At 45.7% G+C, this 12,292-nt stretch carries 13 protein-coding genes; 4 read left to right on the top strand and 9 right to left on the bottom strand.

Features of this window, described 5'->3' with window-relative positions; translation table 11 throughout:
- Nucleotides 1-240: 240 nt before the first annotated feature.
- Entirely contained in the window at nucleotides 241-462 is a 222-nt protein-coding gene (locus tag ACVC9U_RS03595; RefSeq protein WP_003184500.1) for a DeoR family transcriptional regulator, read from the top strand.
- Nucleotides 463-584: 122 nt separating this feature from the next.
- On the opposite strand, the gene ACVC9U_RS03590 is transcribed toward ACVC9U_RS03595, so the two are convergent.
- Both ACVC9U_RS03590 and ACVC9U_RS03585 read right to left on the bottom strand, forming a co-directional pair.
- Nucleotides 585-1,307 carry a pseudouridine synthase gene (locus ACVC9U_RS03590; RefSeq protein WP_075751900.1) on the bottom strand — a complete coding sequence of 241 codons (723 nt, stop codon included), beginning with the start codon at nucleotides 1,305-1,307 and terminating at the stop codon, nucleotides 585-587.
- A gap of 40 nt (nucleotides 1,308-1,347) precedes the next feature.
- Nucleotides 1,348-2,976, bottom strand: a complete 1,629-nt coding sequence (locus ACVC9U_RS03585; RefSeq protein ID WP_075751899.1) for a putative polysaccharide biosynthesis protein — start codon at nucleotides 2,974-2,976, stop codon at nucleotides 1,348-1,350.
- A 234-nt stretch (nucleotides 2,977-3,210) separates the two neighbouring features.
- Between ACVC9U_RS03585 and ACVC9U_RS03580 the strand changes: the two genes are divergently transcribed.
- The 3 genes from ACVC9U_RS03580 to ACVC9U_RS03570 all read left to right on the top strand — a co-directional run bounded on the left by ACVC9U_RS03580 (nucleotide 3,211) and on the right by ACVC9U_RS03570 (nucleotide 7,803).
- Nucleotides 3,211-4,485, top strand: coding sequence for a BaiN/RdsA family NAD(P)/FAD-dependent oxidoreductase (locus tag ACVC9U_RS03580; RefSeq protein ID WP_075752479.1), 1,275 nt, complete (start codon nucleotides 3,211-3,213; stop codon nucleotides 4,483-4,485).
- 230 nt (nucleotides 4,486-4,715) lie between these two features.
- The gene (gene opuD / locus ACVC9U_RS03575; protein WP_142238593.1) at nucleotides 4,716-6,251 is read left to right on the top strand and encodes a glycine betaine transporter OpuD; all 1,536 of its coding nucleotides are present in this window, start codon (nucleotides 4,716-4,718) and stop codon (nucleotides 6,249-6,251) included.
- 121 nt (nucleotides 6,252-6,372) lie between these two features.
- Nucleotides 6,373-7,803, top strand: a complete 1,431-nt coding sequence (locus ACVC9U_RS03570; RefSeq protein ID WP_016886315.1) for an IS1182 family transposase — start codon at nucleotides 6,373-6,375, stop codon at nucleotides 7,801-7,803.
- 27 nt (nucleotides 7,804-7,830) lie between these two features.
- Here ACVC9U_RS03570 and ACVC9U_RS03565 read toward each other — a convergent pair whose 3' ends face one another.
- From ACVC9U_RS03565 to ACVC9U_RS03535, 7 genes are all read right to left on the bottom strand, one after another.
- The gene (locus ACVC9U_RS03565) at nucleotides 7,831-8,013 is read right to left on the bottom strand and encodes a sporulation protein Cse60 (RefSeq protein ID WP_003184510.1); all 183 of its coding nucleotides are present in this window, start codon (nucleotides 8,011-8,013) and stop codon (nucleotides 7,831-7,833) included.
- Nucleotides 8,014-8,189: 176 nt separating this feature from the next.
- The gene (locus tag ACVC9U_RS03560; protein WP_075751897.1) at nucleotides 8,190-8,504 is read right to left on the bottom strand and encodes a rhodanese-like domain-containing protein; all 315 of its coding nucleotides are present in this window, start codon (nucleotides 8,502-8,504) and stop codon (nucleotides 8,190-8,192) included.
- 82 nt (nucleotides 8,505-8,586) lie between these two features.
- Nucleotides 8,587-8,721, bottom strand: a complete 135-nt coding sequence (locus ACVC9U_RS03555) for a hypothetical protein (RefSeq protein WP_256700609.1) — start codon at nucleotides 8,719-8,721, stop codon at nucleotides 8,587-8,589.
- Nucleotides 8,718-9,836 carry a response regulator aspartate phosphatase gene (locus tag ACVC9U_RS03550; protein WP_162009189.1) on the bottom strand — a complete coding sequence of 373 codons (1,119 nt, stop codon included), beginning with the start codon at nucleotides 9,834-9,836 and terminating at the stop codon, nucleotides 8,718-8,720. Before ACVC9U_RS03550 ends, ACVC9U_RS03555 begins: the two co-directional genes overlap by 4 nt.
- A 104-nt stretch (nucleotides 9,837-9,940) precedes the next feature.
- Entirely contained in the window at nucleotides 9,941-10,300 is a 360-nt protein-coding gene (locus tag ACVC9U_RS03545; RefSeq protein ID WP_023855528.1) for a DnaJ family domain-containing protein, read from the bottom strand.
- 37 nt (nucleotides 10,301-10,337) lie between these two features.
- Entirely contained in the window at nucleotides 10,338-10,985 is a 648-nt protein-coding gene (locus ACVC9U_RS03540; RefSeq protein ID WP_075751896.1) for a YesL family protein, read from the bottom strand.
- Between the two features lie 14 nt (nucleotides 10,986-10,999).
- Nucleotides 11,000-12,277 (bottom strand): Gfo/Idh/MocA family oxidoreductase, encoded by a 1,278-nt coding sequence (locus ACVC9U_RS03535; protein WP_075751895.1) that lies wholly within the window; start codon nucleotides 12,275-12,277, stop codon nucleotides 11,000-11,002.
- Nucleotides 12,278-12,292: the final 15 nt, after the last annotated feature.

Below are 12,292 nucleotides of genomic sequence, written 5' to 3'. Positions count from 1 at the left end.
GAAGCTAGAAAAAGTTTAAAATTTTTTTAGCAAAAAACGTGATCGCACTGCATGTTCTGCTCACGATTTTCATTTTTTCATTAATTTGGCTCCGGCTTTTTTCTGGATATTTGGCAAAGAGATCGTGTATAATATTTATTGATCATTTTCAAGAAATGGTCGCTAACCGTCCATGCTGCATTTTGGAGTCGTAAGTTGTGGTAGTCAAGTCCATTCGATCATACGATAGGGAGTGGTTGTTTGAAACCTTCAACAAACCGAATGCTAACCAGGATCAAATCAGTCTACATGTTCATTCAAGAAAAAGGACTCGTTACAACCCAGGAACTGGTTGATGAATTTGGCACTACACCGAGAACAATCCAGCGTGATCTGAATGTGTTGGCATACAACGATCTAGTACACAGCCCGAGCAGAGGCAAATGGGAGACTACAAGAAAAAAAGTGAAAATCTCCTCATAGTAATATTCTGAAAAATTGAACTTTAGCGCTGAATATCATATAGGACAGCCCTCAAACATAAAAAGCATCAAACCCGATTAAGTTCGATGCTCCATAAACCAGCTCTACAGGCACTCGACGATTCAGAGTGTCTTTTTGTTTTGCAATGCGGCAAGCTCGTGCTCAGAGAGCTCTCTGTATTCCCCCGGCAAAAGCTCTTCATCGAGATCGACATCCCCCATTTTCAGCCGCTTTAAATAGATGACGTCACGGCCGACCGCCTTCAGCATTCTTTTAACTTGATGAAATTTTCCTTCCGTTATTGTCAAAAGCAGACGTTCCACTCCGTTTTCGCTTGCCAAAAGCGACGCTTCAGCCGGTTTTGTAACATATCCTTCACCGATATCGACCCCTTTTTCAAGCTGATCGAGAGCCGCCTGATCAATCGGCTTATTGACATGTACTTCATACGTTTTAGGCACGTGTTTTTTCGGCGATAAAAGCTGGTGTGCCAACTGTCCGTCATTCGTCAAAAGCAGCAGCCCCTCGGTATCCTTGTCAAGCCTTCCGACCGGAAACGGCTCAAACCTCAGCAGCTCCGGATCGAGCAAATCGACAACCGTTTCCTGGCGGCTGTCTTCTGTCGCTGACAGCACTCCCTGCGGCTTGTTCATCATCAAGTAAATAAATTGCTGATAAACGACGGGTTCGCCGTAAACCGTTATGTCGTCTGATTCCGGGTCTACATGCTCTTTTGCATCTTTGATCAGTTGATCATTCACGCGCACCGCGCCGTTTTTTAGCATTTTTTTGACTTCTTTTCTCGACCCGTAGCCGCTGTTTGACAACAGTTTATCCAATCTCATGAAGACACGCCCTTTTTTTGCATAAAAAGAAAAGCCCTTTTTAGGAGGCCTTTCTTTTGAAAAAGCGATTCAACCGCTGACCGAAGATTTTTTCGAGCAGTTTCACACGGTAAGCCAAGTACAGATAAACTGATCCGCCGACCGCGGTTGTGATGAAAATGACGACAGCAGATTTGATCTGCCCGCCTTCATATGAAATAAACAGACTGAGAAGCGCCTGGACAAGCAGCAACATGATGCCCATGACCGCCGTCAGGATCAGCATCAGCAAAAACCGTTTAAACAGTTTGCGATACGAATAGCCGGCATGGCGTTTAATCATAATAAATCCGTACAGGAGTGACGCCGAATAGCCGAGCGCCGTTGCCAAAATCGATCCGCTTCCTTGAAACAGCTTGATGAGCGGAACGTTAAGCGCGATTTTGATCACAATCCCGATCATCAGGCTGACAACCGCAAATTTCTGCTTGTTCACCCCCTGCAAAATCGCAGCGTTGACGGTGAAGAGCGAGAATAACAGCGCCACGGGCGCGTACCAGAACAAAATATCTCGTCCCATTTCAGGGAGCAGGCTTTCCGAGCCGTAAAAGAACGTGTAAACCGGACCCGATAAAAGGGCCATACCGACTGATGCAGGAAGAACGATGAAAAGAATGATCTGCATCGCCTGATCAATCTGTTTGTTTAAAGCAGGGAAATCTTTGTTGGTAAAGTTTTCAGTCACCGCCGGGATCAATGTCAGGCCGAATGCCGTCGCGAGAGATACCGGTATCATCACAAGCTTTGGCACGTACAGCGTCACGATCGCCATCAAATCCTGGCTGATGTTTTGATAGCCGGCTGCAATCATCGCTTTATTAAACGTATTTGTATCAATGTACTGGTAAAGCGGTATCGCCAGCCCGACAAAGACGTAAGGGGCAGCATAGCTGAACAGCTCCTTAAACATCTGCCGGTACGTAATATTTGCAGAAGGAACCAGGTTCGGCTTCAGCGCCAAAAGCGCCCCTTTTCTTTTCTGCCAGGAAAAATAAAGCGTGAAGAGCCCGGCAAATGCGCCGATCAAAGCCGCAAAAGTCGCATAGCCGACAGCGACGACAAGCCCGCCGTCTAATACTTTGATCACCAAATAAGTAGCCGTTAATAGAAAGACGATTCTGGCAATTTGTTCAACGACCTGTGAAACGGCTGTCGGCCCCATCATCTGGTGACCTTGGAAAAAGCCTCTGATCAGCGCCAAGATCGGCACAACAAGTAAAGCGAGACTGACCATGCGAATAACATACACGACATGTTCAATCGTCAGCCCGTTGTTTTCTGTTCCGCCGAGGGCCATCTCCGCAAAAAACGGGGCGGACAAATATAGAATGGAGAAAGCAATGATGCCTGTGACGAGCATCATCGACATTCCGGCGCGCAACATCCTTCTCGTTGTTTCATAATCGCCCATCGAGTTATATTTTGAAACAAACTTGGACACGGCCGCCGGAAACCCCATGGTCGCAATGCTTAAAAAAATCGTATATTGATTATAACCGTACTGGAACAGGGCACCGCCGGTGGCACCGACCATGGCTCCGAACGGAATCAAATAAATCATTCCGAGGATCCTTGAAATATAGGTACCAAGCGTTAATACAAAGGTGCCTCTTAACAGTTTGCTTGACATGTTCCCAATCACCATTTTTCTTCAATAGATTCAACTTTTCTATTTTAACATACAGGCGCATTACTCAGGTAATAATAACATGGCTAAATTTTAACATCCCCATGTTTTAACGTTTTTTCATCCTGCCGTTCTTTCGTTATAATAAGAAGATGGAGCGCGGATGTTATCTGATGCAATCCGCCCCGCCTGCACAGAATGCAGGCTCTACAAGACAGGAAAGTTGAGGATATGGGTATGAAGTATTTTGATGTCATCGTCATCGGCGGAGGCCCCTCCGGGCTGATGGCCGCCATCGCGGCCGGTGAACAGGGGGCAGACGTTCTTTTGATTGACAAAGGAAACAAACTCGGCCGCAAGCTGGCCATTTCGGGAGGCGGACGGTGCAATGTGACGAACCGCTTGCCGGTTGATGAGATCATCCGGCATATTCCCGGAAACGGACGCTTTTTGTACAGCGCTTTTTCTGAATTTAACAACGAGGACATCATCAAATTTTTTGAGCGCCTGGGCGTCAAGCTGAAAGAGGAAGATCACGGAAGAATGTTTCCTGTCTCCGACAAGGCGCAGAGCGTAGTGAACGCACTTTTATCAAGGCTTGAACAGCTTCATGTAAGCGTGCGGACAAACGAAAAAGTGAAAACTGTCCTATACAATGAAGAAAAAGCGTGCGGGATCGTGACAGGCAGCGGCGAAGAAATTGGAGCGGGCTCTGTCGTTATCGCCGTCGGCGGGAAAAGCGTCCCGCATACAGGATCGACCGGAGACGGCTATGAATGGGCGGAAAAAGCCGGCCATACGATTACGGAACTGTTCCCGACAGAAGTTCCGGTTACGTCTGACGAGCCTTTTATCAAGCAGAAAACATTGCAGGGCCTATCACTGAGAAACGTCGCCCTCAGCGTATTGAACAAAAAAGGGAAACCGGTCATCACCCACCAAATGGATATGATTTTTACCCATTTTGGACTTTCTGGGCCCGCTGTCCTCAGGTGCAGCCAATTTGTCGTCAAAGAGTTGAAAAAGCAGGAAAAAGTCAGGCTGAAAATCGACTTGTTCCCTGACATTCATGAAGAACAGCTTTTTCAAAACATGCATAAAGAATTAAAGGACGCTCCGAAAAAATCACTCAAAAACATGCTGAAGCCTTGGATGCAGGAAAGGTATCTGCTGTTTCTTCTCGAGCGCAACAAGATTGACCCTTCTGAAACCTTTTCATCCCTTTCCAAAGACCGTTTCAGAGCTTTCGTCAAAGACTGTAAAGAGTTTACCGTCAACGTGAACGGCACCCTTTCCCTTGACAAAGCCTTTGTGACCGGCGGAGGGGTTTCCGTAAAAGAAATCGATCCTAAAAAAATGGCGTCTAAAAAAAAGGAAGGACTTTATTTCTGCGGAGAAATCCTCGATATCCACGGCTATACGGGCGGGTATAATATCACATCCGCGCTTGTCACAGGCAGACTTGCAGGCATGAATGCAGGCGAATTTTCGCTTTGCCGAAGAAAAAAATAAAATTACTCCAAACCCTTGACAAACGTGGAATGGCAGAGTTTCAGCGCAGTGCTGAGACTTGTGCCTTTTTTGAAAAGTATGTTACGGTTAAAGAGTTTTGTTTCACCTGATTGTGGGGTAATAGGGGAAGCTAGGTCAAACTTCCTGAGAGAGAATGAATTTTATATGTGCAACTCATACTAAACATAATGATGGGAGTAAGGACGAAAAATGATTAGAGGGTGAGGATGATTTTGAAAAATATTTCAAGCGTTTTTTGGATTGTGATTGTTATTACAGCAGCAGCTGTATTATGGGGAATCGTTGCTCCTGATAACCTTCAGGCGTTAACGACTTCGATTCAAGGTTATGTTACGAACACACTCGGATGGTATTATTTATTGGTGGTTTCTCTGTTTGTCGCATTCAGCATCTTTTTGATCTTCAGTCCGATCGGAAAGATCAAATTAGGGAAACCTGAAGAAAAACCTGAATTCTCTCGATTATCTTGGTTTGCCATGCTTTTTAGCGCAGGTATGGGCATTGGTCTCGTATTTTATGGCGCGGCTGAACCGATCAGCCATTTTGCCATTAGCTCTCCATCAGGTGAAACAGAAACAGCCCAGGCCTTCAGAGATTCTCTGAGGTATACATTTTTCCACTGGGGATTGCATGCATGGGCGATCTATGCGATCGTTGCTCTTTGCATCGCGTACTTTCAATTCAGAAAAGACGCGCCTGGCTTGATCAGCGCGACGCTGTTTCCGGTCTTCGGCGACAAAGTCAACGGACCGCTTGGAAAAGGGATTGACTGCATCGCTGTCTTCGCAACCGTCGTCGGTGTAGCAACAAGCCTCGGAATCGGCGCCACGCAGATCAACGGCGGACTCCATTATCTATTCGGAGTGCCGAACAGCTTTCAGGTGCAGCTGGCCATTATTGCGGTCGTTACCGTTCTGTTCTTAATTTCCGCATGGAGCGGTATCGGAAAAGGCATCAAGTACTTGAGTAATACGAACATGGTGCTGGCCGGCGTCCTGATGATCTTTATGCTGTTTGTCGGACCGACGGTGTTGATTATGAACTCGTTTACGGACACGATCGGAACGTATATCTCCAACGTGGTGCAAATGAGCTTCCGCCTTGCGCCTAATGATCCGGACAGCCGTGAATGGATCAATTCATGGACGATTTTCTACTGGGCTTGGTGGATCTCCTGGTCGCCGTTTGTCGGTATTTTCATCGCCCGCGTATCAAGGGGGCGCACAATCAGGGAATTTTTGATTGCCGTATTGTTTGCGCCTACTGTGCTGGCGTTTCTATGGTTTTCAATTTTCGGGGTTTCAGCGATGGATCTTCAGCAAAAAGGGACTTTCAACGTTGCAAAACTGTCTACAGACACGATGCTGTTTGGCGTGTTTGACCACTATCCGCTGGCGATGATTACATCTATCGTTGCCTTGGTGCTCATTGCCGTATTCTTTATCACTTCCGCAGACTCGGCAACATTTGTTCTCGGAATGCAAACAACTTACGGTTCACTGAACCCTGCGAATTCGGTCAAGGTATCATGGGGTATCATCCAGTCAGCAATGGCTGCGGCGCTTCTATATTCAGGCGGACTATCGGCGCTGCAAAACACCGCCATCCTGGCCGCACTGCCGTTCTCAGTCGTCGTGATTTTCATGCTTGTATCGTTGTATAAATCTCTGTCACAAGAGCGGAAAGAAATTAAACAGGCTGAGAAATTCCAGAAGCCAAGAAGCCCTAGGGTGAAAAAAGCATAGACGAAAACAGCTCTTCCTTTGAAGAGCTGTCAGCTTGTCGACAAAGTCACAAAAAAGTGGCTTGATCGACAAGCTTTTTTTGTTAAAATGTGTGTGGAATCTAATTTTTGGAGGTTTTACCATGTTGACCAAACACTCTAAAGATCAGCGTGAACAGCTTGAAGTCGTTGCCTTAAGTGAGCTTGTACCTGAAGACCATTTGGTCAGGAAGATGGAAGAAGCCATTGATTTTTCATTTATTTATCAAAAAGTTGCCCCTCTTTATTCTTCAAAAGGGCGTCCAAGTATTGATCCTGTTGTACTGATTAAAATGGTGCTCATTCAATACGTGTTTGGTCATCGCTCCATGCGCGAAACCATTAAGCGAATCGAAACTGATGTAGCCTATCGCTGGTTTATTGGATATGGATTCTCTGAAAAAATCCCTCACTTTTCAACCTTCAGTAAAAACTATGAACGTCGCTTTCATGACACAGACCTATTTGAAACAATCTTCTATAGGATTTTACGTCAGGCCATGGATCTCGGCCTCGTCGATCCTTCGGTTGCCTTCATCGACAGCACACATGTCAAAGCGAATGCCAATAAGAAAAAGTTTGTGAAAAAGATCGTAAGAAAAGAAACAAGAGCTTATCAGGAACAGTTAGATCAAGAAATTAATGCCGATCGCGAAGCCAACGGCAAAAAGCCCTTAAAGCCCAGGCAATGCTCAGAAGAACGAGAAATAAAAGAAAGTACAACAGATCCTGAGAGCGGCTATTTTGTAAAGGGTGAACGGGAACGCCTTTTTGCTTATGGTTTTCATACAGCTTGTGACCGGAACGGATTTGTGCTGGGGACGGTTGTTGAGCCTGCCAATATTCATGACAGCCAAGTGTTCACGACCCTGTTTCAACAAGTGAAAGAGCGCGTCGCCAAGCCTCATACGGTCGCAGTTGATGCCGGATACAAAACACCGGTTATCGCAAAATTTCTTCATGAAGAAAACGTTCGCCCTGTTATGCCTTACACGCGTCCGCAAACCAAAAAAGGATTCATGAGAAAACACGAGTATGTTTACGATGAATTTTATGATGTCTATATCTGCCCGCAAGACCATATTCTCTCCTATCGCACAACCAATCGGCAAGGTTATCGAGAGTATGCTTCAGATCCAAATCGATGTAAACAATGTCCATTACTACATACGTGTACAGAAAGTAGAGATCATCGAAAGATGATTCACAGACATATCTGGCAGGATCATTTAGACGAAGCTGATCATCTTCGGCATACGGAAGAGAATAAACAAATCTATGCCAAACGTAAAGAGACGATCGAACGAGTTTTTGCCGATTTAAAACATAAGCATGGCTTGCGCTGGACAACCTTACGGGGAAAGAAAAAATTGTCCATGCAGGCGATGCTTGTTTTCGCTGCCATGAATCTGAAAAAGCTGGCGAATTGGACCTGGAAAGGTCCTAACCGCCAGCCTTCTGATCGAAATAATAGAATAAAATGGACAAAAACAGGTCGGATTTTTAAAATCCGACCTGTTTTGTCAACGGTCTGACAGCTCTTCCTTTGAAGAGCTGTTTTTTTATGTTCTGTATAAAATTAACGCTGAAAAACAGTAAAGCTGTTCGCCTTGAGGATCGCATGCGGCTGATACGTCATATTTTATATCGACCAGCTGGTCTTCCGACAGCTTTTTTAAGAATTCATTGATCTCATGCTGCAAATCTTTTTCGTGTTCTTCATCAAAAACGGCTACCTTCAGCATACGCTCTCTCCTTTCTATAATGAAAGGTATTCGCACACAGCCGAAGTTATGCTTAAAATCCTGATCGAAAGAACCTTGAATATCGCCGGCAGGACGCTCAGAACGTTTCCTAACATGTGATAATCTATTGCAAATAAAAAAACTTCTTATCTCTACAGATAAGAAGCCGGACCCGCTTATTTTGTTTTCGGCTTTGTGTTTCCGGTCCATTCGAGCATGCCGCCGACCATATTGGTGACATCAAAGCCTTTATCCTGCAAATAGAGGCAGACATTTTCGCTGCGCTTGCCTGATCGGCAGACAAAAATATAAGGCTGCTCCTTTTCGAAGACATCGAGTTTTTCAGGAATATCCCCCATTTTAATGTGAACGGCTTCAGGGATCATTCCTTCAGCCACCTCTTCATCTTCTCTGACGTCAATAATGTTCAGCGTTTCTCCTTTTGCAAGCCTGTCTTTCAGCTCATCAGCCGAAATCTCTTTTATCGTCATCGTTACTGCTCCCTTCAATTGCCTTTAGGTGAGACTATTATAGCAAAAGTCGGGAGGCAATTTCTATTTCAGCAGATTTTCTCTATCGTCCGCTGTCAGGAAACACCGATTTGCCTAATGGCTGAAATGATCCGTCCTGTGCTGCAGAATCGGCTGTGAAGCTTCCTCCTATCAGGCAAACAAGCATAACGGCGAAAAAACAAATGGATTTTTTCATATGAGCTCCTCCTTCATTTTATATATTTGATTCTTGGCATGCTGCGATTTTTCCAGGTAAAGCGCGCTTTTTTCATGGTCGCCGGATTTCATGTAGTAATCGGCTATATCTTTTATCAGTTCGGCAACATGCGGCCATAGCCGTTTATCGCTCATGTATTCAAGCGAAAGTTCAATATCGAGCGGATGGCCCGCGTCATACAGGGCGAAAATCAGCCTGAATTTCGCCGCGTATTCATCCTCTCCTTGTTCCGCCGCTCTGGTAAATCCCTCTTTGCAGAGACGTCTCGCTTCTTCGGGAGAACCGTTTTTGTACATGAGATGAGACAGCTCAAAAAGGGTGTTAATGCCAAAGACCGATTGCTCATGGACACCGATTGAAAGGGCTTTTCTAAAGTGCTCTTCCGCCAAAAGCGGCATGCTGCATTTGGCGTAGTTCAGACCCATATTATGATAGATCAGCCCGATGATTCGCCGGTTTTGGAGGGAAACGGCCTGATCAAGCGCCCGGCCGTAGTGTTCCTCGGCTTGTTTGATGCGGAACAGTTCAAACTGAACCGATCCGAGAATCATTTCGCACCCGATCGTTTTGTCTATGTATTCTTTATGCTTGCTGAAAAGTGAGAGCGCTTTTTCGGAGTAGTTCAACGATCTGAAATGATCATCTATTTGGTAGTAGGCGGTCGCGATTTTATAGTAAAATTCCGCTTTTTCAATTTCATCGGTCAGTTTATGCAGCTTCATTTCCGCTTTTTTGTAACAGCTGATCGCCTCAAGATAGTTTTTCTCATAAAACTCATACATGCCTGAAAAAAAGAAAAAATAGTACTGAATGATGTCATCCGCGTTCTTAACCGTTTCCTTCTGCCTTTTAATCTTCCGGAAGAGCTCGGCTGATTCTGCAAACTGCTCCATCATCAATTTGCAGCGGTAGTCCAAAAGCTGAAAATAGAGCTCCAAATCTCTGTTTTTCTCCATTTTAGAAAGCAGGTTTCGGATCTCGTATCTCAAAGATACAGCCTGGAGCGCTTCATGGCGCTTGATCATGGTGTACCACTGATTCAAGAGCCCGGCCGCTTTTTCGTATGCCGCTTTCGCTTCCACTTCTTCATTCATCCTTTCTTCTTTTTAAAAACATAAAAATTACATTTATTAACTTTATTTTACAGAAGATAAATGTTATTGGCAATTATTTTTATGAATAAGTGCAAGGAATGGCGTCAGCTCCAATATTTGAGCTGACTTTCGAGGTTTTTGGCTGAAACAAGGCCTTTTTGGAATTGGTTCGGACAGGTGAGGTTGTATTTTTTAATTTTTAGGTTGATGGCATCGATCAGCGCTTCGCGCTGATTCGATTTGATCGCTTTTTCAATCTCTTGTTTAATTTCCTTTTGCAGCTTCAGCCACTCCGGCAGATAACGGGCGTTTTTTAGAGTTGACGAAAGCGCATCCCCCTCGAGCGCCTCTTTGCTGAGCGGTCTTCCAAAACCGGGGAGGGACTTGAAGTCGTCTTTCTTTTCGCTCTCCTTTACGGCTTGATCAATCCAGTGAAGATATCGTTTTTCAAATTCTTCACTCATATGAGCCATCTCCTCTCATCACACCTGAAGCAAAGGGTCAGGTGTGTCTTGTCGTTATGACGGTTTCCCTCTGTTCTACGGCCTCCGCTTTTTTCAATACTTGATATGCCAGCCACATGACCGCATAGCTGAGCAGGCTGGCGCTGAAAAAAGGAACGATTCCTGGCAGAAAGGCAAAAGCGATATAAAGCACGGCAGTGACCGCCATCATCGTTAATGTATACTGCAAATACGATATGCCCAGAATCAGCGAAAACTTAAAATACATCCGCTTCTTCCAATCGAAATGGGCGAGCAGCGGAAACATATAAAACAGCATAATCAAAAACAAAAATCCAAAAATCATAATGACGAACCGGAGAACGTGCAATAGGAAATGCTCCGGATAAATAAAAGCAAGGTCAACATAAATGATGATGCCAACTGCCGCCAGAATAAGACCGATGACGTTGGAACGAAAAAACTCGCCGCGGTACGCCTGCCAAAACGTTTTACATATCGGAATATCGGTTTTGCCCATAATCCATTTTCTCATCACGGAAAACAATGCAGTCGTCGCCGGCATAAACCCGAAGACGCCAAGGCCGAGCATCGTAAAAACAAACCACAGCAGATTGGCGTAAAAAAACTTCAGCACCCAATCACAAAAGCTCAGCACCCTTCCCATGGAGACACTTTGTTCCACGAATTCCCCCCCCTTTATGTATATTGCCGGGTATACAGAAGTTCACTGATTCCTATCGGCTTTTTTTCTTTGATGGAGCGCCATAATGCCTCGCCGGCTGCAATTGAATAGGCGCCTGCTTCGGCACCGGCCAGAATGTCGTAATTCCTCAACGGGTCTCCTCCGCCAAACAGCTCTTCCAAAAGCAGCGGATCTCCTCCGCCATGCCCGCCGGGCTGCCTGACGACGCGAATCGTTTCTTTCGATTCAAACAGCGGATAATAATCGATGGTCTGTTCGGGAACTTCAAAGGGAACCCTTGCCGGCGCATGATATTCCTGCGTTTCAAGCCTTCCCTTTGTCCCGTTGATTGCAAGCCGGTAGCCTTCATACGGGGCTGAAAAATGAACGGAGTAATTCAGCAGCGCCCCTTTGTCGTATTTCAAAACGGCTGCATACGTATCCTCGATATCGATTTCTTCATCGAAAATACACGCGTCAGGCCTGTAATCGGTATAGAGCAGATGCTGGCTTTCGTTGGTTTTAACATGGTCGTCCTGCGGGTCGCCTGCCTGCCACCTCATATAATAGCGGCATTTCTTCTTGACATGGCATGTTCCGCAATAGCGTTTTTCCCCTTTTTCAGGATTCATTTCGCCGCCGGGTCCGTAGTAGTACAGGCCGCCATAGGCAAAAACCTCGCTAGGCGTTTGATCAAGCCACCAATTGACAAGGTCGAAATGATGAGTTGACTTATGGACGGAAAGCCCGCCGGAGTATGCTCTCATCCTGTTCCAGCGTTTAAAATAGCTTGCGCCGTGATACGTATCGATGTACCAGTTCAAGTCAACCGACGTAATCGTGCCGAGCTTTCCTTCAAGTATCAGCTCTTTGATCTTGCGGTGGTACGGATTGCAGCGGTAATTAAACGTAACGGTCACTTTTCCTTTGCTCGCGGCTTCGGCTTTTAACACGGCTGCCGCATCCCGTGCCGTTGTCACCATCGGCTTTTCAGTGACCACATCGATATCCGCCCGTAAAGCGCCCAATATATAGCGGACATGCGTATCATCACGGCCTGCTACAATAATGGCGTCTGGCTTGATTTTGTCAAGCATTTCGGTAAACGCTTTCTCCTCGAAAAACGGGACAGGATGAAGCGCCGGAAACCTGTCTTTGCAGACTTCTTCCCTTAGCGGATCGCTGTCCAGGAGCGCAGCAATGCGGTGTTCTTCCCCGTATTTTCCCACTAGAGGCTCGATAAACATGTTAAAAGCGCGGCCGCTCAGACCGCATATCGCATATGTTTTCATCGGTTCCTCCCCCTT

The organism is Bacillus sp. GM2 (assembly GCF_056155945.1).
This window is presented reverse-complemented; position numbering and strand designations above follow the sequence as displayed.